At 66.2% G+C, this 23,525-nt stretch carries 21 protein-coding genes; 15 read left to right on the top strand and 6 right to left on the bottom strand.

The features are described from left to right. Positions 1-56 precede the first annotated feature (56 nt). The 4 genes from N5D45_RS07590 to N5D45_RS07575 all read left to right on the top strand — a co-directional run bounded on the left by N5D45_RS07590 (position 57) and on the right by N5D45_RS07575 (position 7,293). Entirely contained in the window at positions 57-2,204 is a 2,148-nt protein-coding gene (locus N5D45_RS07590) for a S46 family peptidase (RefSeq protein ID WP_019337940.1), read from the top strand. A gap of 134 nt (positions 2,205-2,338) precedes the next feature. Next, complete coding sequence (locus N5D45_RS07585; RefSeq protein ID WP_260363797.1) at positions 2,339-5,797, top strand: PAS domain-containing hybrid sensor histidine kinase/response regulator; 3,459 nt, start codon at positions 2,339-2,341, stop codon at positions 5,795-5,797. A gap of 318 nt (positions 5,798-6,115) precedes the next feature. After that, positions 6,116-6,691 (top strand): manganese efflux pump MntP family protein, encoded by a 576-nt coding sequence (locus N5D45_RS07580; protein ID WP_010482394.1) that lies wholly within the window; start codon positions 6,116-6,118, stop codon positions 6,689-6,691. A 146-nt stretch (positions 6,692-6,837) separates the two neighbouring features. Continuing rightward, positions 6,838-7,293: a transposase gene (locus tag N5D45_RS07575; RefSeq protein ID WP_279938709.1), complete on the top strand. Its 456-nt coding sequence runs from the start codon at positions 6,838-6,840 to the stop codon at positions 7,291-7,293. Positions 7,294-7,395: 102 nt separating this feature from the next. On the opposite strand, the gene N5D45_RS07570 is transcribed toward N5D45_RS07575, so the two are convergent. Next, a complete protein-coding gene (locus tag N5D45_RS07570) occupies positions 7,396-8,061 on the bottom strand; it encodes a response regulator transcription factor (RefSeq protein ID WP_005420420.1) in 666 nt (221 codons plus the stop codon). 121 nt (positions 8,062-8,182) lie between these two features. Then, positions 8,183-10,126 carry an acetate--CoA ligase gene (gene acs, locus N5D45_RS07565; RefSeq protein ID WP_279938708.1) on the bottom strand — a complete coding sequence of 648 codons (1,944 nt, stop codon included), beginning with the start codon at positions 10,124-10,126 and terminating at the stop codon, positions 8,183-8,185. A gap of 245 nt (positions 10,127-10,371) precedes the next feature. On the opposite strand from acs, the gene N5D45_RS07560 reads away from it, so the two are divergent. Both N5D45_RS07560 and N5D45_RS07555 read left to right on the top strand, forming a co-directional pair. Continuing rightward, positions 10,372-11,799 carry a DcaP family trimeric outer membrane transporter gene (locus N5D45_RS07560; RefSeq protein ID WP_019337935.1) on the top strand — a complete coding sequence of 476 codons (1,428 nt, stop codon included), beginning with the start codon at positions 10,372-10,374 and terminating at the stop codon, positions 11,797-11,799. A gap of 110 nt (positions 11,800-11,909) precedes the next feature. Then, a complete protein-coding gene (locus tag N5D45_RS07555; RefSeq protein ID WP_279938706.1) occupies positions 11,910-13,571 on the top strand; it encodes an MFS transporter in 1,662 nt (553 codons plus the stop codon). A gap of 140 nt (positions 13,572-13,711) precedes the next feature. Here the strand turns inward: N5D45_RS07555 and N5D45_RS07550 are convergent, their stop codons facing one another. From N5D45_RS07550 to N5D45_RS07540, 3 genes are read right to left on the bottom strand one after another with little or no spacing between them, the layout of a single operon-like run. Further along, complete coding sequence (locus N5D45_RS07550; protein WP_164194057.1) at positions 13,712-14,389, bottom strand: hypothetical protein; 678 nt, start codon at positions 14,387-14,389, stop codon at positions 13,712-13,714. A 14-nt stretch (positions 14,390-14,403) separates the two neighbouring features. Continuing rightward, entirely contained in the window at positions 14,404-14,826 is a 423-nt protein-coding gene (locus tag N5D45_RS07545; RefSeq protein ID WP_164194059.1) for a hypothetical protein, read from the bottom strand. Next, positions 14,823-15,290, bottom strand: coding sequence for a hypothetical protein (locus N5D45_RS07540; protein WP_279938705.1), 468 nt, complete (start codon positions 15,288-15,290; stop codon positions 14,823-14,825). The genes N5D45_RS07545 and N5D45_RS07540 overlap by 4 nt, the downstream gene beginning before the upstream one ends. A 141-nt stretch (positions 15,291-15,431) precedes the next feature. On the opposite strand from N5D45_RS07540, the gene N5D45_RS07535 reads away from it, so the two are divergent. After that, positions 15,432-16,841: a coniferyl aldehyde dehydrogenase gene (locus N5D45_RS07535; protein WP_279938703.1), complete on the top strand. Its 1,410-nt coding sequence runs from the start codon at positions 15,432-15,434 to the stop codon at positions 16,839-16,841. Positions 16,842-17,011: 170 nt separating this feature from the next. Next, a complete protein-coding gene (gene xth / locus N5D45_RS07530; protein WP_010482386.1) occupies positions 17,012-17,779 on the top strand; it encodes an exodeoxyribonuclease III in 768 nt (255 codons plus the stop codon). 72 nt (positions 17,780-17,851) lie between these two features. Here xth and N5D45_RS07525 read toward each other — a convergent pair whose 3' ends face one another. After that, positions 17,852-18,103 carry a GlsB/YeaQ/YmgE family stress response membrane protein gene (locus N5D45_RS07525; RefSeq protein WP_005411656.1) on the bottom strand — a complete coding sequence of 84 codons (252 nt, stop codon included), beginning with the start codon at positions 18,101-18,103 and terminating at the stop codon, positions 17,852-17,854. An 84-nt stretch (positions 18,104-18,187) separates the two neighbouring features. On the opposite strand from N5D45_RS07525, the gene N5D45_RS07520 reads away from it, so the two are divergent. The 7 genes from N5D45_RS07520 (at position 18,188) to N5D45_RS07490 (ending at position 23,508) form a co-directional block, all read left to right on the top strand. After that, positions 18,188-18,787, top strand: coding sequence for a 4'-phosphopantetheinyl transferase superfamily protein (locus N5D45_RS07520; RefSeq protein ID WP_010482383.1), 600 nt, complete (start codon positions 18,188-18,190; stop codon positions 18,785-18,787). 39 nt (positions 18,788-18,826) lie between these two features. Next, complete coding sequence (rsmG, locus tag N5D45_RS07515) at positions 18,827-19,465, top strand: 16S rRNA (guanine(527)-N(7))-methyltransferase RsmG (RefSeq protein ID WP_010482382.1); 639 nt, start codon at positions 18,827-18,829, stop codon at positions 19,463-19,465. Positions 19,466-19,577: 112 nt separating this feature from the next. Then, positions 19,578-20,375, top strand: coding sequence for a ParA family protein (locus N5D45_RS07510; RefSeq protein WP_010482381.1), 798 nt, complete (start codon positions 19,578-19,580; stop codon positions 20,373-20,375). Continuing rightward, on the top strand, positions 20,375-21,298 hold the full coding sequence (locus N5D45_RS07505; RefSeq protein ID WP_008267278.1) for a ParB/RepB/Spo0J family partition protein: 924 nt from the start codon (positions 20,375-20,377) through the stop codon (positions 21,296-21,298). The genes N5D45_RS07510 and N5D45_RS07505 overlap by 1 nt, the downstream gene beginning before the upstream one ends. Positions 21,299-21,383: 85 nt before the next feature. Continuing rightward, the gene (locus N5D45_RS07500; RefSeq protein ID WP_043399634.1) at positions 21,384-22,349 is read left to right on the top strand and encodes an NAD-dependent epimerase/dehydratase family protein; all 966 of its coding nucleotides are present in this window, start codon (positions 21,384-21,386) and stop codon (positions 22,347-22,349) included. Positions 22,350-22,438: 89 nt separating this feature from the next. Next, the gene (locus N5D45_RS07495) at positions 22,439-23,161 is read left to right on the top strand and encodes a glycosyltransferase family 2 protein (protein WP_043399632.1); all 723 of its coding nucleotides are present in this window, start codon (positions 22,439-22,441) and stop codon (positions 23,159-23,161) included. Beyond that, entirely contained in the window at positions 23,161-23,508 is a 348-nt protein-coding gene (locus tag N5D45_RS07490) for a lipid-A-disaccharide synthase N-terminal domain-containing protein (protein ID WP_043399630.1), read from the top strand. Before N5D45_RS07495 ends, N5D45_RS07490 begins: the two co-directional genes overlap by 1 nt. Positions 23,509-23,525 lie beyond the last annotated feature (17 nt).

Raw genomic sequence — 23,525 nt, 5'->3', positions numbered from 1 at the left:
CCCATCCGGCCCCAGCGGCTATGGTCCCGGGCTGTTCTGTCGTACCGGATTGCCTCATGTCACCACGCAAAGCCCTTCCCACCGCCCTGGCCCTGGGCCTGACCCTCGCCGCCGGTGCCCACGCCGACGAAGGCATGTGGATGCCGACCCAGCTGCCGGAACTGGCCAAGCCGCTGCAGGCCGCAGGCTTCAAGGGCAATCCGGCCGACCTGGCCAACGTCACTGCGCCGCCGCTGAGCGCGGTGGTGCGCGCCGGTGGCGGCACCGGTTCGTTCGTGTCCGCCGACGGCCTGCTGCTGACCAACCACCACGTGGCGATGGGCGTGATCCAGTACAACAGCTCGCCCGAGCACGACCTGATCAACGGTGGCTTCATCGCCAAGGACCGTGCCGACGAGCGTCCGGCCAACCCGGACTTCCGCGTGCTGGTCACCGTCGGCTTCGACAAGGTGACCGACCAGGTGCTGGCGCAGGCGCGTGGCAAGACCGGTCGCGCCTACTTCGATGCGGTGGATGCGGCCAGCAAGCAGATCGTGGCCGAGTGCGAGAAGGACGGCAGCGTGCGCTGCTCGGTGGCCAACATGTACTACGGCACCGACTTCTACCGCATCGCCCAGCTGGAACTGAGCGACGTGCGCCTGGTGTATGCGCCGCCGCGTGCGATCGGCAACTACGGCGATGAGATCGACAACTTCATGTGGCCGCGCCACACCGGCGACTTCACCCTGCTGCGCGCCTACGTGGGCAAGGACGGTAAGCCGGCCGCCTACAGCAAGGACAACGTGCCCTACCAGGCACCGGCACACCTGCAGATGTCGGTGGAAGGCCCGAAGGAAGGCGACTACGCGATGCTCGCCGGTTACCCGGGCATCACCTACCGCCACCGTACCGCCGCCGAGTTCGCCGGCCAGATCGATACCGTGCTGCCGCGCCGCGTGTCGGTGTTCCAGCAGATGATCGACACCATCGAGGCCGCCACCGCCAAGGATGCGCAGGCGCGTACCCGCTACGCCTCGCAGCTGCAGTCGCTGAAGAACAACCGCAAGCGCGCCGCCGGTGAGCTGGAAGGCCTGCTGCGCAGCGACGCCAAGGCCCAGCGTGCCGCCGACGAGACGGCGATGCTGGCTGCCACCGACCGCAAGTACCAGGGCGACATCAAGGCGCTGCTGGCCAACCTGTCGCAGGGTGCGGCGGTGGGCGAGCGTGACCTGCTGCTGGATCAGATGGCTGCGCAGAGCCAGTTGCTGCGCTCGGCACTGCTGCTGGAGCGCCTGCGCATCGAATCGGCCAAGCCGGACGCGCAGCGCGAGAGCGGTTACCAGCAGCGCGACCAGGCGATGATCGAAGGCGTGCTCAAGCAGGTCCAGCGCCGCTATGCACCGGAGGTCGAGAAGGCCCTGCTGACCACCTTGCTGACCCGCTACCAGCAGCTGCCGGACGCGCAGCGCGTGGCCGAGTTCGACGCGGCCTTCGGCCGTACCCCGGAGCAGCTGGCCAAGGCGCTGGGCACCCTCTATGCCGGCACCCAGCTGGGTGACGAGGCGCAGCGCCTGTCGCGCTTCACTGCCGCACGCGAGGGCAAGGCACTTGCCGCCGATCCGCTGATCGCCGTGGCCGGCCCGCTGGTGGCCGCGCAGCTGCGCATCGAGAACGAGAGCAAGACCCGCGAAGGCGAGCAGTTGCGCCTGCGCCCGGCGTACATGCAGGCGCTGTTCGCCTGGCGTGCCAAGCAGGGCCGTGCGGTGTACCCGGACGCCAACCGCACCCTGCGCATCAGCTACGGCAAGGTCGAGGCGCTGCACCCGCGTGATGGCGTGACCTATTCGCCGGTGACCACCGTGGCCGGCATTGTCGAGAAGAACACCAACGCCTATCCGTTCGACGCACCCAAGCCGCTGCTGGCGGCGATCGCCAAGGGCGACTTCGGCAGCACCGCCGACCCGGCGCTGAAGACCCAGACGGTCAATTTCCTGACCAACCTGGATACCACCGGCGGCAACTCCGGCTCGCCGGTGCTCAACGCCAAGGGCGAACTGATCGGCCTGAATTTCGACAGCAACTGGGAGTCGGTCAGCGCCAGCTGGTGGTTCGATCCGCGCTACAAGCGCGCCGTGCACGTAGACATGCGCTACCTGCGCTGGCTGCTGGCCAAAGTCTACCCGGCGCCCGAGCTGCTGAAGGAAATGGGCGTGCCGGCCCAGTAAGGAGCCGGCCACGACCAACGGTCGTGGCCCGCACCGCGTAGGCCCCCACCCTGGTGGGGGTGGTTGCCCCAACGAGCCCGCACCCCCGGCCACGCCTGGCCTACACTGCGGGTTCTTCCGACGGAAACGCACGCGTGGTCTCCAGCTGGATCCTGCTGCTGGTCTCGGTTGCCTATGCTGCGCTGCTGTTCGGCGTGGCGTGGTGGGGTGACCGTCGACCGATGTATCCCGACCGGCCGTGGCTGCGGCCGGTGGTCTACAGCCTGGCGCTGGCCGTGTACTGCTCGTCGTGGACCTTCTACGGCGCGGTCGGCACCGCCGTGCGCAACGGCGTGGGCTACCTGCCCATCTACATCGGCCCGCTGCTGCTGCTGCTGTTCGGCTGGCGCATCATCGAGCGCCTGGCGCTGATCGCGCGCAGCCAGAACGTGGTTTCCATCGCCGATTTCATCTCCTCGCGCTTCGGCCGTTCGCGGCGGCTGGCGGCGTTGGTGGCGATCATCGCGCTGATTGGCATCATTCCGTACCTGGCGCTGCAGTACAAAGCAGTGGCGATGAGCCTGCAGGTACTGACCGGCAACACCGGCCCGACCGGCTTCTTCACCGATCCGGCGCTGTATGTGGCGCTGCTGATGGCGTTGTTCGCCACCCTGTTCGGCACCCGCCAGGTCGATGCCACCGAGCACCACCACGGCATGATGCTGGCGATCGCCTTCGAATCGGTGATCAAGCTGCTGGCGATGGTGGCGGTGGGCGTGTTCGCCTACCTGTGGCTGAGCAACCGCACCGACGCGGTGGTCGAGTCGGTGCATACGCTGTTCACCGGCCTGCCGCCGGTGGGATTCATCTCGCAGACGCTGCTGAGTTTCCTGGCCATCATCTGCCTGCCGCGCCAGTTCCACGTGGCCGTGGTCGAATGTGGTGACGTGCGCGATGTGCGCCGCGCGCGCTGGATGTTCGGTGGCTATCTTGTGCTGATCTCGGGCATGGTGCTGCCAATCGCCACCGCCGGCGTGACCCTGTTCGGCACCGGCGGCAGCGTCGCCGACGATTCGATGGTGCTGGCCCTGCCGCTGGCCGAAGGCCGCAATGCGCTGGCGCTGATCGCCTATGTGGGCGGCTTCTCCGCGGCCACCGGCATGGTCATCGTGTCGTCCATCGCGCTGGCCACCATGGTCAGCAACGACCTGGTGATGCCGGTGCTGCTGCGCCGCAGTGGCGACCATCAGGAAGCCGCCGATGTCGCCTCGCGCGTGCTGTGGATCCGCCGCCTGGCGATCCTGCTGCTGGCGCTGATGGCCTACAGCTACTACCGCACCAGCAGCAACGACAGCACGCTGGCGTCGTACGGCCTGATGGCGTTCGCTGCAGTGGCGCAGTTCGCACCGGGCCTGATCGGCGGCCTGTACTGGCGTGGCGCCAGCCGGCGTGGCGTCGAGATGGGCATGCTGCTCGGCTTCGCGACATGGCTGTACACGCTGCTGCTGCCGGCGATGACCATGGCCGGCTGGGTTGATGCCGCCTGGGTGCAGCACGGTCCGTTCGGCATCGAGTGGCTGCGTCCGCAGCAGCTGTTCGGCATGACCGGCTGGGATCCGCTGACCCACGGCACGTTCTGGTCGCTGCTGGTCAACGCGGCGACGATGATGCTGGTGTCCGCGCGCTGGCGCCCCGGTGTGGACGAGCGGCTGCGCGCCGCGCCGTTCCTCGACCCCTATGCCGAGCGCCCGTCGGTGGCCGGTGGCTGGCCCGGCCACGTGCATGTGGGCGATCTGCTGGCACTGGCCTCGCGCGTGGTCGGCGAGCGCCATGCGCGGCGTTCGTTCTTCGAGCAGGCGCAGTCGCTGGGCCGTGAACTGCAATCCTCCGCGCCTGCAGACCGCCCGTGGGTGCAGTTCACCGAACGCCTGCTGGCCGCGTCGATCGGCGCGGCATCCGCACGCCTGTTGCTGACCAGCCTGCTGCGTGGCTCGGGCATGGACCTGGGCGAAGTGGTGGCAGTGCTGGACGAAGCCGGGCAGGAGCTGCGCTTCAACCGCGAGATCCTGTCGACCACGCTGGAGAACATCAGCGCCGGGGTCAGCGTGGTCGATCCGGACATGCGCCTGACCGCATGGAACCGCCGGTACCAGGACATGTTCGGCTACCCCGACGGGATGCTCTACGTGGGCCGCCCGGTGGCCGACCTGATCCGTTACAACGCCGAGCGCGGCGAACTGGGCGAGGGCGATATCGAAGTGCAGATCAACCGCCGCATCGGCTACATGCGCGCCGGTTCACCGCACGTGTTCGAGCGCACCCGCAGCGACGGCAAGGTGATCGAGATGCGCGGGCAGGCGCTGCCCGGCGGCGGTTACGTGACCAGCTACAACGACATCACCGACTACAAGCACGCGGAAAAAGCACTGCTGGAAGCCAACGAGACGCTGGAACAGCGCGTGGCCGAGCGCTCGCACGAGGCCGAGGTCGCGCAGCAGTCGAAGACGCGTTTCCTGGCAGCGATCAGCCATGACGTGCTGCAGCCACTGAACGCCGCGCGCCTGTTCGCTTCGGCGTTGCGTGACAGCGACCACGTGAGCGATGAGCAGAAGCACCTGGCCGAACGCGTGGATGCGTCGCTGCGCGCGGCCGAAGAACTGCTGGATGGCCTGCTGGACGTGTCGCGGCTGGATGCCGGTGGCCTGCACCCGGTGATCGGCGAGTTCGACGTGAGTGCGTTGATGCGCGAACTGGCGGCGCAGTACACGCCGGTCGCCGCCGGTCGTGGCCTGCGCCTGGACCTGTTCGCGCGCCCGGCGTGGGTACGCAGTGATCGCCGCCTGCTGCGCCGCGTGCTGCAGAATTTCCTGGCCAATGCGTTGCGCTACACCCGCCAGGGGCGCATCGTGCTGGCAGTGCGCCATCGTAGCGACGAAGTGGAGCTGCAGGTATGGGATACCGGTCCCGGCATTCCCGAGCACCACATGCGGCAGATCTTCGATGAGTTCCACCGTTACCAGCAGCCGTTCGACTGGGGCGAGCAGGGTCTGGGGCTGGGCCTGTCGATCTGCCAGCGCATCTCGCGCCTGCTTGACCATCGCCTCAATGCGCGCAGCCGCGTCGGCAGCGGCTCGATGTTCTCGATCATCCTGCCGCGTGTGGCGCCGTTGCCGGGCTACGCCGAGCTGGCCACGCCGGTACAGGCGGTGGCCGCACCGGTGCGCAGCGATTCGCTGGCCGGCCTGCGCGTGCTGTGCGTGGACAACGATGAGGAGATCCTCGACGGCATGCGTGCATTGCTTGGCCGTTGGCAGGTGCAGGTGATCACTGCCGCCACCGTCGACCAGGCGCTGGAGAAGATCGCCGAGCGCCCGCAGGTGATGCTGGTGGACTACCACCTGCACGACCGCATGGATGGCCTGGATGCGCTGGTGGCACTTCGCGAGGCTGCGGGCTACCCGTTGCCCGGCGCGCTGCTGACCGCCGATGGTCGCGACGAGTTGAAGCGGATGGCGCGCGAACGCGGCTACCGCGTGCTGACCAAGCCGATCAAGCCGGCCTCGCTGCGCGCCTTCCTGGGCGCGCTGCGCGATGCCGGCAACAACGATGCCTGACGTGCAACTGTAGAGCCGAGCCTACGCTCGGCTCCGGCACGCAGTGCGGGGCTGATATAGCCATCGCTATACAAACCAGCCCTGCCTGCGCGTTTCGCCGCAGATGCGCCATGCGCGAATCGCGGTGCTAAGCTGCGCGTCCCCTTGGGGAGTAGCCGGATTCCTTCGCAGGAATCGTCCACGTCAACACACTCGGCCAGTGCGCCGTGGCGTGGACAACCATGATGGTTGGCGAGACCAGCGGCCCGCGCGCGCAACGTCAGGTTGGGCGCGAGCGCGAGCCGTGCGTCCGTCCTAGCCCGACCTCAGCAGCCGCCAATGTCCCCCATTTCGATCCTCCTGATCGGCTTTGCCATGTCCACCGATGCCTTCGCCGCGGCGATCGGCAAGGGTGCGGCCATGCGCAAGCCGGTGTTCCGCGATGCGCTGCGCGCCGGCATCATCTTCGGCGTCATCGAGGCGATCACACCGATCATCGGCTGGTTGCTCGGCCGTGCCGCCCTGCAGTACGTGGAAGCGTTCGACCACTGGATCGCCTTCGGCCTGCTCGGTGCGCTGGGCATCCACATGATCTACAACGGCCTGCGTCCGGACAGCGCCGAGGAAGACGAAGATCCTTCGCAGCACCACGGCTTCTGGAAGCTGGCGCTGACCGGTTTCGCCACCAGCATCGATGCGATGGCGGTGGGTATCGGCCTGGCTTTCATGGACGTGCATATCGGTGTGATGGCCGCAGTCATCGGCCTGTGCACGCTGACCATGGTCACCGTCGGCATCATGCTCGGCCGCGTGCTGGGCAGCATGGTCGGCAAGCGCGCCGAGATCATCGGTGGCGTAATCCTGGTGATCATCGGCGCGACGATCCTGTACGAACACCTGCACGGCGTGGGGTAACGCCTGTTCCTGTAGAGCCGAGCCCATGCTCGGCTGCTTCGCGCGCCAGCCGAGCATGGGCTCGGCTCTACCTCAGGGTGTTGGCTGACAAGCATTGCGGTGTTGCACTGATGGAAGGGCTGTCATGCGTGCCATAGCCTCTTCGCATGGCCAGTCCCGCACTCCGCTTTGGTCGCTGGTCGCAGACCGGCAATGTCTACGCGATCACGGCTGTGACACGCGCACGCCGTCCTTGGTTCGACGACAAGGCCAACGTCGATCTGCTGATCGAAGCCCTGCGCACCGTAGAGCGGACGGGGCGGACCTCCTCCCTCGCCTGGGTGGTCATGCCGGATCATCTGCATTGGCTGTTCGAACTCCGTACCGGCACGCTTGCCGGCTGCATGCAGATCCTCAAATCACGGAGCGGGCGTTCCATCGGCAGGCGCGCTGATGCCAACGCGCCGATCTGGCAGCCGGGATACTACGACCACGTGCTGCGCAGCGATGAATGCCTGCACACGCAGGCGGTGTATATCGCGGTCAATCCGGTGCGTGCTGGGCTGGCCACGCGCATCGGGGAATACCCCTATGTGTGGAGTCGATGGCCGCTTGAGGAGTGATTGGTATTGAGGCAAAGAGCAGCCGAGCGTGGGCTCGGCTCCACAGGGGCATCATGACGTCTGTAGAGCCGAGCCCATGCTCGGCTCCATAGTCGGTCACAATCAGTCTTCTTCCGGCGGCAGCACGATGGCGTCGTCGTCGATGGCCAGCTTGCCGGCCATCAGCACGGCCTGGGTGCGGTTGGTTACGCCGAGCTTGCGCAGGATGGCGGTGACGTGGGCCTTGATCGTTGCTTCGGAGACGTTGAGGTCGTAGGCGATCTGCTTGTTCAAGCGGCCGGCGCCGAGCATCTGCAGGACGCGGAACTGCTGCGGGGTCAGCTCGCGCAGGCGCTGGCCGACTTCGCGTTCTTCGCTGCCGGTGGGCGGCACGTTGTGCGCCTCCGGCGGTGCCCAGGTCTCGCCATCGAGGATGGTGCCGAGTGCATGGCCGATGGTGTCCGAGTCGGCCGATTTGGGAATGAAGCCGAGCGCACCGTGGTCGAGCGCGCGGCGCATCACCGTGGCTTCTTCGCGCGCGGACACCACCACCACCGGCAGCTGCGGATGCAGTGAGCGCATGTGCACGAGTGCGTTGAAGCCCTGCGCACCCGGCATGTTGAGGTCCATCAGGACCAGGTCGGCGTCGTTGTGCTGATCGGCCAGCGCGTACAGTGCTTCCACGCTGTCGGCCTCGAACAGTTGTACGCCCGGGATGACCCGCTGCACGGCCCCACGCAGGGCTTCGCGGAACAGCGGGTGGTCATCGGCAATCAGGAGGGTGGTCATGGGTCGAGCTTATCGATCAGGAAAAAGAGCGACGTGATGGCAGGTGCAGGACGGGTCGGACGCGGCCGGGTCCCTCCTCCCGGCCACGTCCCTGGCGCGTCCTGCGCCTGCAGTCACGCCATCAGCGCACCTTGCGCTCGTCCACCAGCGACGCCACCACCGACGGATCGGCCAGGGTCGAGGTGTCGCCGAGCTGGTCCGGCGCGTTCTCGGCGATCTTGCGCAGGATGCGGCGCATGATCTTGCCCGAGCGGGTCTTCGGCAGGCCCGGCGCCCACTGCAGGTGGTCCGGCGTGGCGATCGGGCCGATTTCCTTGCGTACCCACGCGACCAGTTCCTTCTGCAGTTCGTCGCTCGGCGCTTCTTCGGCCACCAGGGTCACGTAGGCATAGATGCCCTGGCCCTTCACGTCGTGCGGGAAGCCGACCACGGCCGCTTCGGCCACCTTCGGGTGCGAGACCAGCGCGCTTTCCACTTCGGCGGTGCCGATGCGGTGGCCGGATACATTGATCACGTCGTCAACGCGGCCGGTGATCCAGTAATAGCCGTCTTCGTCGCGGCGACACCCGTCACCGGTGAAGTAGCTGCCCGGGTAGGTGCGGAAATACGTATCGATGAAACGCTGGTGGTCGCCGTACACCGTGCGCATCTGGCCCGGCCAGGAGTCACGGATGATCAGGTTGCCCTCGGTCGGGCCGTCCTGGATCTCGCCATCGGCATTGACCAGCGCCGGCTGCACGCCGAAGAAGGGCAGGGTGGCCGAACCCGGCTTCAGTTCCATCGCACCGGCCAGCGGCGAGATCAGGATGCCGCCGGTCTCGGTCTGCCACCAGGTATCGACGATCGGGCAGCGGCTGTCGCCGACCACCTCGTAGTACCAGCGCCAGGCCTCCGGGTTGATCGGCTCGCCCACGCTGCCGAGCAGGCGCAGCGACGCGCGCGAGGTCTTCTTCACCGGCTCCTCGCCTTCGCGCATCAGTGCACGGATGGCGGTCGGGGCGGTGTAGAAGATCGTCACCTTGTGCTTGTCGATGACGTTCCAGAAGCGTGAGGTATCCGGGTAGTTCGGCACGCCTTCGAACATCAGCGAGGTCGCGCCGTTGGCCAGCGGCCCGTACACGATGTAGCTGTGGCCGGTGACCCAGCCGACGTCGGCGGTGCACCAGTAGACGTCGTCCTCGCGCAGGTCGAACACCGCTTCATGGGTGTAGGCCGCGTACAGCAGGTAACCGCCGGTGGTGTGCAGCACGCCCTTCGGCTTGCCGGTGGAACCGGAGGTGTAGAGGATGAACAGCGGGTCTTCCGCGTTCATGCGTTCCGGTTCGCAGGTGGCCGGCTGGCTGTCCACCACATCGTGGAACCAGCGGTCGCGCGGGGCCTGCATGTCCACCGCGCCGCCGGTGTGGCGCACCACCAGCACGGTTTCAACCGTGTTCGTGCCCGGCAGCTTCAGCGCCGCATCGACGTTGGCCTTCAGCGGAATCCTGCGGCCACCGCGCAGGCCTTCGTCGGCGGTGATGATCAGCTTGCTCTGGCAGTCACTGACGCGGTCGGCAATCGAGTTCGGCGCGAAGCCACCGAATACCACCGAGTGGATCGCACCGATGCGGGCGCAGGCCAGCATGGCCACCGCGGCGTCGACGATCATCGGCAGGTAGATGGTGACCCGGTCGCCCTTCTTGACGCCGAGGTTGCGCAGCGCGTTGCTGAGGCGGCAGGTGCGCTCGTACAGCTCGCGATACGTGACGTGCTGGGCCGGCGCATCCGGGCCGTCCGGCTCGAACAGCAGGGCGGTCTTGTCGCCGCGCGTTTCCAGCTGGCGATCCAGGCAGTTCACGCTGGCATTGAGTTCGCCATCTTCGAACCACTTGATGTGGAAGTCGGACAGGTCGTAGCTGACGTTCCTGATCTTCGTCGGCTTGCGCATCCACTGCAGGCGCTCTGCCGCCTTGCCCCAGAAACCATCCGGGTCGGTCACCGAAGCCTGGTACTGCTGTTCGTACGACGTCTTGTCGATGCGTGCCTTGGCGGCGAACTGCGGATCGACGGGGTAGATATCAGCCATGGCACCCTCACTTGCACGTTGACTTTGTGTGTGCGGTCGCAGCATCGCAGCGACCGATCCCCCTCAGTTTGCCCCATCCACCCCCGGTCGCGTCACCACTCTGGTTAGACCATGGTCGAAAGTGAGCGCCCAGCAGGGCCGGGTTCGACCAATGGCGAATAGCCGCTATACATAATCGCCCCGCAGTCTCGGCTCGACCGTGCCCCACGCGCGGCATCACCTTGCCACTTGGGAGAGAGGGCAACATGAGCCACCGTACGTTGAAAGCCGTGCGCACACCTTTGGCGGCCTGCCTGTTGGTCGCCCTGGTCGCACCGGGCATGGCGTTCGCAGAGACCGCCAAAGAGAAGGCGCTGGAAGCACGCGTTGCCGAACTGGAACGCCAGGTCCAGCTGCTGCTGTCTTCGCAGCAACAACAACAGACCCAGATCAGCCAGACCCAGCAGGCCGTAACCGAAGTCCGCACGGTGCAGGCCGAGCAGAAGCCGGTCGCACAGGTGCCGGCCGGCAAGCAGCCCATCCAGGTCACCACCATCACCCCGGGCGCGGCGCCGGGCACCACGGTCAAGATCGGCGGCTTCATCAAGGCCGACTTCCTGGCCACCCAGACCAGCGATGGCCAGCTGGCCGACGACGCCACCGGCCGCTCGCTGTACCTGCCGGGCCAGACCCCGGTGGAAGGCGCTGGCGGCAGCGGCAAGCGTTCGGGCACCGACTTCAATGCCCACGCCAAGTTCTCGCGCTTCAACCTGGGCATCGACAACGTGAGCGAATCGGGCAACAAGGCCGGTGCGTTCTTCGAGATGGACTTCTTCGGCAATTCACTGGGCAACCAGACCGCCACCAATACCTACGGTGTGACCCTGCGCCACGCCTACATGTACTGGAACAACTGGATGGCCGGCCAGACCTGGTCCAACTTCATGGACGCGGCCGCACTGCCCGAGGCGGTCGACTTCGTCGGCCCCACCGATGGCGTGATCTTCGTGCGCCAGGCCCAGGTGCGTTACACCCAGGGTGGCTTCAGCGTCGCGCTGGAAAACCCGGAAACCACCACCCTCACCGGTACCCGCAACCCGGTCACCGGGGCATGGACCAACGCCAGCGCCAACTCCGACCGTGGCAGCCTGCCCGATCTGACCATGCGCTATGGCTGGAAGGGTGATTGGGGCACCTTCGGTGTCGGCGGCATCGTCCGTCAGCTGAAGGTCGACAACCAGGCCACCGGCGCCAAGGCCGACAAGGTGGCTGGCGGCCTGACCCTGGGCGGCAAATGGGTGATGGGTGACAGCGATTCGCTGCACTACCAGCTGACCGGCGGCGAAGGCATCGCCCGCTACATCGGCCTGGGCATCACCGCCGACAGTGCCTATGACGTGGCCCGCGACGAACTCAACCCGACCGGCGTGCTTGCCGGCTACGTGGGCTGGCGGCATGCGTTCTCGCCGAAGTTGCGCACCAACCTGATCTACGCGCGCAGCGACTACGACAACGACAGCATCCTCGGCCCACTGGTGACCAAGAGCGTGCAGAGCATCCGCGGCAACATCTTCTATTCGCCGCTGCCCAAGGTCGATATCGGCGCGGAGCTGATGTACGGCCGTCGCGAAGTGGAGAACGGCAACAAGGGTGACATCACCCGATTGCAGTTCACCACCAAGTACAGCTTCTAGAGGAGTGCCGACCAAGGTCGGCACCTACAGAGATTGCGTGCCGGCCAGCGGCCGGTACCTACCGAATTGAGTGCCGACCAAGGTCGGCATCTACCGAGGGAAAACGCCCCATGTCCAGCACACCCAGTACCGCACACAAAGCGGGCACCCTGACCAAGGGCCACAAGAAGGTCATCTTCGCATCGAGCCTCGGCACGGTGTTCGAGTGGTATGACTTCTTCCTGTACGGCTCGCTCGCGGCCATCATCGCCAAGCAGTTCTTCAGTGGCGTCAATGAAACCACGGGCATGATCTTCGCCCTGCTGGCGTTTGCCGCCGGCTTCTTCGTGCGTCCGTTCGGCGCGGCCTTCTTCGGCAGCCTCGGCGACCGCATCGGCCGCAAGTACACGTTCCTGGTCACCATCCTGATCATGGGCATCTCGACCTTCTTGGTCGGCGTGCTGCCCAACTACGCTTCGATCGGTTTCGCCGCGCCGGTGATCCTGATCATCCTGCGCCTGGCCCAGGGCCTGGCGATGGGCGGCGAGTACGGCGGTGCCGCCACCTACGTGGCCGAGCACGCGCCGGACGACAAACGTGGCCTGTACACCAGCTTCATCCAGTGCACGGCCACGCTCGGCCTGTTCATGTCGCTGCTGATCATCCTGGCCTGCCGTTACTTCCTGGGCAATGAAGCCTTCGAAGCCTGGGGCTGGCGCATTCCGTTCCTGGTCTCGATCCTGCTGCTGGGTGTCTCAGTGTGGATCCGCCTGCAGCTGAGCGAGTCGCCGCTGTTCCAGCAGATGAAGTCCGAGGGCAAGGGTTCCAAGACCCCGTTCCGTGACAGCCTGAAGGGCGGCAACCTGAAGCTGATGCTGCTGGTCCTGCTCGGTGCGGCGGCGGGTCAGGCGGTGGTCTGGTATGGCGGCCAGTTCTACGCGCTGTTCTTCCTCAGCAGCATGCTGAAGGTCGATGCCACCACCTCCTACCTGCTGATCGCGGCCGCGCTGGCGTTGGGCGTACCGTTCTTCATCTTCTTCGGCTGGCTGTCCGACCGTATCGGCCGCAAGAAGATCATCCTGGCCGGCTGCCTGCTGGCCGCCGTCACCTACATCCCGATCTTCAAGGGCCTGACCCACTTCGCCAATCCGGCCATCGAAGAAGCCCGCAGCAGCTCGCCGGCCCTGGTCGTGGCCGACCCGGCTACCTGCTCGTTCCAGTTCGATCCGGTGGGCCTGCGCAAGTTCACCAGCTCCTGCGACGTGGCCACCGCCGCGCTGACCAAGGCCGGTGTGCCGTACGACGTGCAGCCCGCCGCCGCCGGCTCGCTGGCGATGGTGAACGTGGGCAGCGCCAGTGTCACCTCGTATGAGGCCGCCGGCCTGACCAAGGAAGACGGCAAGGCCAAGGCCGATGCGTTCGGTGCGGAACTGAAGACCGCCCTGACCGCCGCCGGCTACCCGGCCAAGGCCGATGGTGCACGCATCAACATTGCCGGCACGGTGTTCATGCTGTGGCTGCTGGTGCTGTACGTGACCATGGTCTACGGCCCGATCGCTGCCTACCTGGTGGAACTGTTCCCGACCCGCATCCGCTACACCTCGATGTCGCTGCCGTACCACATCGGCAACGGCTGGTTCGGTGGCTTCCTGCCGGCGATCTCCTTCGCGCTGGTGGCCGGTACCGGCAACCTGTACTACGGCCTGTGGTACCCCATCATCATCGCGCTGATGTCGGTGGTGATCGGCGGCCTGTTCCTGCGCGAAACCAAGGACGTGGATATCACCAAATAACCGGCGTGCCGACCAACGGTCGGCACCCACCGGGTTTCAGGGGCCGTGGTGCAGATCGCGGCCTTTTTGTTTGTGGGGTGGCGACTGGGGTCGGAACCCTTTCGCGCGCGAATGGGCTCCGACCCCGGTCGCAGGACGTGCTACTCCGGGCATCCATCGCTCTGCTCAAACTGCCGCCTTGAAAACGCTTCGATGCAGAACCGACGCTGCGCGCTCTCATCGCCTGCCTGGCGGATCTGCCTGCGCAACTGGTCGGCTCCCGGGCAACGCGCAGCGCGAGCGACAACGAGGTTGCATACAGGAACAAATGGGAGGTGCACCTGATTGCGAGGGATGTTTAGCCTCTTGTTCCAGGCTTCGAACGGAAAGAGCAAGTGCAACAGCCCGTCCACTGCTTCATCTTTGCGTGGCCGCGTGAGGGCGACATCCGGTGAGTCCTTGAGCAACATCTCATAGGCATCTAGAAAGCGACGGCCATGACCATCGTGTTCTGCCGGCGTCTCTGCCCGCCGCAAGGCCGCGTAGTAGGAAAAAAGGTGCTCTGCATCAGGTGCGCTGCAGGTGACGTCACGTGGCAGCGATTGCGCGTCATCGGGCTCTGTTGGCTTGCATGAGATGCGGTTCAGTCGCTCCTCCAATGCAGCCAGCACCCGATCGATGGTGGCGCCAGAGGTGGGCTCGCCGTCCAGCTCGCCTACAAGCGACGCCAGGCTGTCGCCCACCATCGGGACATACTCTCGCTCTTTGTTCAGCGCGATGGAGGACCGGGCCGGCCGGGGAGCGGTCGACTCTGCGGTCAGAGACAGTACCGCGGCCATAGCAAGCCCTACCATCATCGATTGCATATCAGATCGCCGATGGAATCAGGTTGCAGGGCGATGGAGCACCGCCTGATCGCCTTGTGGCCCCTTCGCGAGGGAGTGAATTCCATTTCTACATCCAGACGATCATCGTGGAAATCGAGGGTCTTGAATTCGACCAAGGCGAAGTCGCGATCAAATCGGGTCTCGCCGAGAGAACAGATGGTCCGTTCGCGCAGGAAGACGCCTGGATGACCGGGTTTCAGGTACTGGATCGTCAGGCACGGATTGTCTGCTGTCAGCACGTATCTGACCAGGAGATTCCCTGCCCCTCGCAGTTCCGCATTGGTGACCTTCGAATAGTCGATGGGGTGCTCGGTGGCCTTACTGGTGTTGCTGAGCAGAGCAACACCAATAGCAAGCATCAAAGCTGGGGGAGTCAGCAGCCGATTCAACACACCAGATCTCCGATGGTGCCATTTCGTATCGGCACTGAGCAGGTTCGTACATCATCAAAATCAAAGCTGGGAGGAGCATGTATGATTTCGACTTTCAGGCTCAGATGATCTGCTTTGAACTGAACTTCCGTGATTCCGACGTAACTGAAATCACTCGAGAATCTCTTCCCCCCGATCGAGCAGATTTCCTTATGGCGGATGAGCGTGTCCAACGAAGCAGATTTGAAGATCTGAATCGTGAAGCACGGGGAACCTGAGACATCAAGAAATCGCACCCAAAGTCCCTGCATTTTTGAGATCTTGGCGTTGACGACCCGGGCGTAATCAATGGGTGGACTTGCTGCGACGGTGGTTGCAGTAATCAGAACCCAGCCAGCCAAGCATGCGGAGATAATTCGCATTTTCCCATCATCTGGTTTTGGAGAATCATTAGCCTGAGGCGGGTGAACCAGCATGGCCATGAAGAAAGTACGAAATTGCACATGTCCTTACTATTCTTGGATCGGATGACGTTATTGAACACATCCCGGCCAATGAGGCCATGCGCCACCGCGTGAAGGTTGGCATGCGAGCCAAGCACGGCTCGACCCTACAATCGGCCCATGACCACCCTTACTCCGGCCGATCTCCCCGCCATCCTGCACACCCTGCGCAGCGCGTGGCAGTCGCAGCGCCCTTCGCTCGACCAGCGCGAGCACGACCTGCGCCGCCTGCGCGAGGCGTTGAAGCCACGCCTGGACGAAATGGCCCAGGCCATCGCCGAAGACTTCGGCCATCGCGCCCACGTTGAATCGAAACTGGCCGATGGCATGAGCGTGCTGTCGGCCATTGACCACCTGCGCCGCCACCTGCGACGCTGGTCGAAGCCGCAGCGGGTCGGTGCCGGTTGGCGACTGTGGCCGGCGCGCGCGCAGCTGCGACCGACGCCGTTGGGTGTGGTCGGGGTGATCTCGCCCTGGAACTACCCGGTCACGCTGGCACTGGTGCCTTTGGCTACCGCCATCGCCGCAGGCAACCATGTGCTGCTCAAGCCTTCGGAACATACGCCGCGTACCAGCGCGTTCCTGGCCGATCTGCTGGTCAGTGTGTTCCCGCCCGATCGGGTGGCGGTGGTGCAGGGCGGGGCGGACGTGGCCGCAGCGGTGTCGTCGCTGCCGTTGGACCATCTGCTGTTCACCGGCTCGACCGCCGTGGGCCGCAAGGTGATGGCCGCCGCCGCCGAGCATCTGGTGCCGGTCACGCTGGAGCTGGGCGGCAAGTCGCCGGCCATCGTCTGTCGCGATTTCCCGCTGGACAAGGCCGCCGCGCGGCTGGCCACCGGCAAGTGGTTCAACGCGGGCCAGACCTGCATCGCGCCGGATTACGTGCTGATCGATACCGCGCGCCAGCGCGAGTTCGTGCAGGCGCTGCAGCAGCAGGTGCGCGAGCGCTATGGCGATTTCAGCGATGCCGGCGATTACACCCGCATCATCAATGAAGGCCAGTACCGGCGCCTGCAGGGCTATCTGGCACAGGCACGGGAACGCGGCGTGCCAGTGATTCCACTGGCGCAGGTGGATGAGGCGCGCGCCGACCGCGAGCGCCTGCTGGTGCCGACCGTGGTGCTGGACCCGCCCGACGACCTGGACCTGATGCGCGAGGAGATATTCGGCCCGATCCTGCCCGTGCGGGCCTACCCGGACCTGGATGCTGCGCTGGCCGACGTGCTGTCCCGTGACCGGCCGCTGGCGCTGTATCCCTTCAGCCATGACACGGCCACGGTGGAGCGCATCCTCGGCCAGGTGGTGGCGGGCGGGGTGACGGTCAACGACACCCTGCTGCACTTCGCCGCCGATGGCCTGCCGTTTGGCGGGGTCGGGGCAAGCGGCATGGGCGCCTACCACGGGCGGGCGGGTTTCGATGCGATGAGCAAGCGCCTGCCCGTGCTGTGGCAGTCGCGCTGGGCGGCCAGTGACCGGCTGCGCCCGCCGTACTCGAAGATTGCGGGGTTGTTGAGGCTGTTGCTGCGGTGAAGCCACGCATGGCGTTGCTCTACGGAATCAGCGCCCGATTCTTCTGTAGAGCCGAGCCCACGCTCGGCTGCTCCTGGCTGGGTGCCTGATCAATGCAGCCGAGCGTGGGCTCGGTTCTACACGGGAATCCGGGCCGACGCCCATCCCAGCCACCCGGTTAGAATGCCCGCATGAAGATCGCCTCGTGGAACGTCAATTCGCTCAATGTCCGCCTGCCGCACCTGGAGCAGTGGCTCAAGGATTTCGGCCCGGACATCGTCGGTATCCAGGAAACCAAGCTGGAGGACCACAAGTTCCCCGATTCGGCGCTGATCGCCGCGGGTTACCGCAGCGTGTTCGCCGGCCAGAAGACCTACAACGGCGTGGCGCTGCTGTCGCGTGAGCCTGCACAGGACGTGCAGATCGGCATTCCCGGCTTCGAGGACGAGCAGAAGCGCGTCATCGCCGGTACCTTCGGCGACCTGCGCGTGATCAACCTGTACGTGGTCAACGGCCAGGACATCGGTACCGACAAGTACGACTACAAGCTGCGCTGGCTGGAAGCGGTCCATGCCTGGATCGCCGAAGAGCTGCAGCGCCACCCGAAGCTGATCGTGATGGGCGACTTCAACATCGCCCCGGACGCGCGCGACGTGCACGACCCGGAGGTGTGGAACGACAACCACATCCTGACCTCCACCGCCGAGCGCGGCGCATTGAACAAGCTGCTGCAGCTGGGCCTGCACGACGGCTTCCGCCTGCACAACGACGAGGCGGGTACCTTCAGCTGGTGGGATTACCGCGCCGCTGGTTTCCGTCGCAACCTGGGCCTGCGCATCGACCTGACCCTGGTCTCCGATGCGCTGAAGAGCGGTGCGGTGGCTTCGGGCATCGACCGCGAGCCGCGCACCTGGGAACGCCCGAGCGACCATGCGCCGGCGTGGGTACAGATCGGTTGAACGAACGGGGCCCGGCGATTGCCGGGCCCGTTCTGGAACATCGGCCGGCCAGCGGCCGGCACTACCCTCAGATCACCGTATGCTCTTGCGGGTGAACAGGTTGACGATCGCCAGCAGGATCACCGCACCGATCAGCGAGAACAGGAAGGTGCGGATGGTGATCGCTTCGTTGATGCCACCGCCGAACAGCCAGCCGGAAATCAGCGCGCCGACGATGCCGACCACGATGTTGAGGATGATGCCCTGCTGGGCATCGCGCTTCATGATGATGCTGGCCAGCCAGCCTACGATGCCGCCGACGATCAGCCAGATGATGATGCCCATGATCGAACCTCCGGTGGGGAACTGTGACCAGTTGACGCGCAGGGCTGTGAACCCGTCGTGGAATTGCGTGACGGGCGCGTGCGGATGAGCCTGCCAGCCACCCTCGATGGCCCGTGGCGCTTCGGTCCGGTGACGGTCTGGCGCTGCCCGCACGTGCCGGGCCACCGCGGTGAACCGCAGGCGCGGCAGGTGCTGGCGCAGGCATTGGGTGCCGACCCGGAGACGCTGCCGCTGGTCCGCGACGACAAGGGCCGGCCGGAGCTGAGCGGTACGCTGGCCCACTACGGCACCGGCTGGAGCCACAGCGGCGAGGTGCTGCTGGTGGCGCTGGGCGAAGGTGTGCGGCTGGGCGTGGACCTGGAGCTGCTGCGGCCGCGGGCCCGCCTGCTGGAGATCGTGCAGCGCTTCTTCCACCCCGAGGAGGTGGCCTGGCTGGAAAGCCTGGACGAGGCCGGGCGCGAGCACTGGTTCTTCCGCGTGTGGTGCATCAAGGAGGCCATCCTGAAGGCGCATGGACAGGGCATCTCGTTCGGCCTGCACCGCCTGCAGCTGGCGCCGGGGGCCGATGGCGCCCTGCACCTGCGCTGGTGCGACCCGGAACTGGGCGAGGCCGCGCGCTGGCACCTGCACGAATGGCAGGCCAGCGGCCAGTTCCGTGCGGCATTGGCCTGGTATCCGCACTGAAGCGGGGAATCAGCGCGCAAAACCGGCGATAATGCCGGCATGAGCGAACACCCACTTCCCGCCAGCGTGGCCGCCACGCTGGAACAGGGCCTGGCCAGCATGGGCCTGGACGCCGCACTGGCGCCGCCGCTGCTGCGCTACCTGGCCCTGCTGCACCGCTGGAACGGCACCTATAACCTCACCGCCATCCGCGATCCGCAGGAGATGGTCACCCGCCACCTGCTCGACTCGCTGGCGATGCAGCCGTTCGTGGCCGATGGCAGCCTGGCCGACCTCGGCACCGGCCCCGGGTTGCCTGGCATCCCGCTGGCGATCGCCTGCCCGGGCCTGCAGGTCACCCTGGTCGAGAGCAACGGCAAGAAGGCGCGCTTCATGCGCGAGGCCGTGCGCCAGCTGGGTCTGGACAATGCCCGCGTGGCCGAATCGCGCGCCGAGGCGCTGGACGAGGCCGGCCGCTACGACCAGCTGACCGCGCGCGCGATGGACACCCTGGCCGGCATCGTCCGCGTTGGTGGCCACCTGCTGCGCCCCGGCGGCGTGCTGCTGGCCATGAAGGGCGTCTACCCGCATGAGGAGATCGCGGACCTGCCGGCTGGCTGGAAGGTGCGTGAGGTGACCCCGCTGAGCGTGCCCGGCCTGGCCGGCGAACGCCACCTGGTCACGGTTACAGGTCCCTGATTCCCGCCGCCAGCCCTTTGTGGAACAACGGGTTGGCGATTCACGATTTCCGCAAGGGGCCGGTTGTACGCATAATGACCGGTCCCAGCACACGTCGACGAGGCACACCCGCATGGCCCGCATCATCGCCATCGCCAACCAGAAGGGTGGCGTCGGCAAGACCACGACCGCCGTCAACCTGGCCGCTTCCCTGGCCAACGCACCCAAGCGCGTGCTGTTGGTCGACCTGGATTCGCAGGGCAACGCGACCATGGGCAGTGGCGTGGACAAGCGTGAGCTGGCCGCTTCCACCTACGATCTGCTGCTGGGCGAGTCCAGCGCCGCCGACGTGCGCGTGCAGACCGCCGAAGGCTACGACCTGCTGCCCGGCAACATCGACCTGACCGCCGCCGAGATCCAGCTGATGGCGCAGAGCGAGCGCGAGCAGCGGCTGAAGCGCGCGCTGGCACCAATCCGCGACGAGTACGACTACATCCTGATCGACTGCCCGCCGGCGCTGTCGCTGCTGACGCTCAACGCGCTGGCCGCCGCCGATTCGGTGATCGTGCCGATGCAGTGTGAGTACTACGCGCTGGAAGGCCTGAGCGCGCTGGTGGAAACCATCGATGCGCTGCGTGCCAACCTTAACCCGGCGCTGGAGATCGAAGGCGTGCTGCGCACCATGTTCGACGTGCGCAACAATCTGGCCAACGCGGTCTCGGCCGAGCTCACCGAGCACTTCGGCGACCGCGTGTTCCGCACCATCGTGCCGCGCAACGTGCGCCTGGCCGAGGCGCCCAGCCATGGCCAGAGCATCGTCGGCTACGACCGCGCCTCGCGCGGTGGCGTGGCCTACCTGGGCCTGGCCGGCGAGATCATCCGCCGCAACAACGAACGCAACAAGGCCACCAAGGCCGTGGAGACCGTCTGATGACCAGCAGCAAGCCGGCAGCCAAGAAGCGAGGCCTCGGCCGTGGCCTGGATGCGCTGCTGGGCCCGAAAGGCGCGGTCAGTCAGGTGCAGGCCACCACCGCGGTGATCGAGCCGCTACCGGGTGAAGTGCTGCGCAAGCTGGCCGTGGGCCAGCTGCAGCCGGGCAAGTACCAGCCGCGCCGCGAGATGGACGAGGGGAAGCTGTCCGAGCTGGCCGACTCGATCAAGTCGCAGGGCGTGATCCAGCCGATCCTGGTGCGCCAGCTGCCCGCCGGCAACTACGAAATCGTCGCCGGTGAGCGCCGCTGGCGCGCATCGCAGCTGGCCGGCCTGGACGAAGTGCCGGTGGTGGTGCGCGAGCTGGAAGACCGCACCGTCATCGCGATGGCGCTGATCGAGAACATCCAGCGCGAAGACCTCAACCCGCTGGAAGAAGCCGAGGCGCTGCAGCGCCTGATCAGCGAATTCACCCTGACCCATGCCGAGGCCGCCGAGGCCGTCGGCCGCTCGCGCGCGGCGGTGTCCAACCTGTTGCGCCTGCTGGAGCTGCCGGTGGCGATCCGCCTGCTGCTGGAAACCCGCCGCCTGGAAATGGGCCACGCCCGCGCGCTGCTGACCCTGGCCCCCGAGCTGGCCGGCAAGCTGGCGCAGGAAGCGGCCGATGAAGGCTGGTCGGTGCGCGAGGTCGAGCGCCGTGCGCAGGCCTTCGCCGCCGGCAAGGTGCCGAGCAACCGCCCGGTGGCGACGCCGAAGGTGCAGCAGGCCGACATCGCCTCGCTGGAAACCGAACTGTCCGAAGCGCTGGGTGCCAAGGTGGCGATCAACCACGGCCGTGGCGGCAAGGGCAAGCTGATCATCCACTACACCGATCTGGACACCCTGGACGGCGTGCTGGAAAAGCTGCGTACGCGCCAGGGCTGAACCCGGCGCCACATCACGCCGGCCGACGCATCCCCGCGACGTCGGCCACGCCGATGGCAGCGGGGTGCTTTGATCGAGACCCGCGATGACCATCCTGCTCACCGGCGCTGCCGGCTTCATCGGTGCCTACACCGCCCGCGCGCTGCTGGAGGCGGGCCAGCCGGTGGTCGGCCTGGACAACTTCAACGACTACTACGACCCGCAGATCAAGCGCGACCGCGTGGCAGCGCTGTGCCCGGCGCTGGACCTGCGCACCCTGGACCTGACCGACCAGCAGGGCTTGGCGGCACTGTTCGAAGAAGTGAAGCCGACCGCGGTGATCCATCTGGCCGCGCAGGCCGGCGTGCGCTATTCGCTGGAAAACCCGCATGCCTACGTCGACAGCAACCTGGTCGGCTTCGTCAACATGCTCGAGCTGTGTCGCCACCGTGGCGTGCAACACCTGGTCTATGCCTCCAGCAGTTCGGTCTACGGCGATTCAGCCACGCCGCCGTTCTCCGAGGACCAGCGCGTGGACCAGCCGCGCTCGCTGTACGCGGCGACCAAGGCGGCCAACGAGCTGATGGCCTACACCTACGCGCAGCTTTACGGCCTGCATGCCACCGGCCTGCGCTTCTTCACCGTGTATGGCCCGTGGGGCCGGCCGGACATGGCGCCGCTGCTGTTCTCGCGCGCGGTGCTGGCGGGGCGGCCGATCGACGTGTTCAACGAAGGCCGCATGCAGCGCGATTTCACACATGTCTCCGACATCGTGTCGGGTATTCTCGGCGCGCTCGCGCATCCGGCCGATGGTCCGGTACCGCACCGGGTGTTCAACCTCGGCAACCATACGCCGGTCGAGCTGGAGCGCTTCATCAGCGTGATCGAGCAGGCGGCCGGCCGCCCCGCGCAGAAGGTCTACAAGCCCATGCAGCCCGGCGACATGGTACGCACGATGGCCGACACCCGGCGCGCCCATGACGCATTCGGCTTCGATGCGGTGACCCCGATCGAAGAAGGGTTGCCCCCCGTCGTGCAGTGGTGCCGCGAGTACTTTGGTGATCGCGCCTGAGGAGAGATCCTCACACAGCCGGATTCATCTTCGGATAACCTCGGCTTCGGAGAATGCGCGGTCTTTGTCCCCCTTTGGCCGAGTGCCTTATGAGCCAACCCGAGCTTTCCGTTGTCGTCCCGGTATTCAACGAGCGCGACAATGTCGCCCCGCTGGTTGCCGAAATCACCGCTGCACTGCGCGGGCGGCTGCCGTTCGAGATCGTCTACATCGACGATCACTCGCGCGATGACACCCTGTCGGTGCTGCAGGGCCTGAAGGCGACCACGCCGGAACTGCGGGTGCTGCACCACGTGAACCAGAGCGGGCAGAGCACCGCCGTGCGCACCGGCGTCAAGCACGCACGGGCGCCCTGGATCGCCACCCTCGATGGTGACGGCCAGAACGATCCGGCCGATATTCCCAAACTGCTGGCCGCGCGCGATGCCGCCGAGACGCAGGTGAAGCTGTTCGCCGGCTGGCGTGTCAACCGCCAGGACAGCGGCAGCAAGCGCTGGGCCAGCAAGTGGGCCAACGCCATCCGTGCACGCATGCTGCGCGACGATACGCCCGATACCGGCTGCGGCATCAAGCTGTTCGAGCGCAGCGCGTTCCTCGACCTGCCGTACTTCGACCACATGCACCGCTACCTGCCGGCGCTGATGCAGCGTGCTGGCTGGAAGACCACCAGCGTGCCGGTCAACCACCGCCACCGTACCGCCGGCGTGTCCAAGTACAACAATCTGGGCCGCGCGCTGGTCGGCATTCGTGATCTGCGCGGCGTGGCCTGGCTGATCACCCGCAGCAAGCGCACTGCGGTGGAAGAGCGGTGATGGGGCTGGAACTTCACTGGCTCGACCAGCCGCTGACCTGGCTGTACTGGACCGGCCTGCATGTGACCGGCTGGAAGCTGATCGGCTATACCGGCGCGCTGATGTTCGGTGGCCGCTGGCTGGTCCAGTTCATCGCGTCCAAGCGTGCGGGCAAGCCGGTGATCCCGCGGCTGTTCTGGTACATGAGCGTGGTCGGCAGCCTGATGACGCTGAGCTACTTCCTGTTCTCGGCCAAGCAGGACTCGGTGGGCGTGCTGCAGAACCTGTTCCCGGCGTTCACCGCGCTGTACAGCCTGCAGCTGGACATCAAGCACCGGGGCTGGAAGCGGGACAAGGCCAGCCACTAGGTCTCCGGTAGATGCCG

Origin of the sequence: Stenotrophomonas sp. GD03819, assembly GCF_029841665.1 — a bacterium.
Lineage (GTDB): Bacteria > Pseudomonadota > Gammaproteobacteria > Xanthomonadales > Xanthomonadaceae > Stenotrophomonas > Stenotrophomonas geniculata.
Note: the sequence above shows the minus strand (reverse complement) of the source record. Positions and strands in the feature narration are given on the sequence as shown.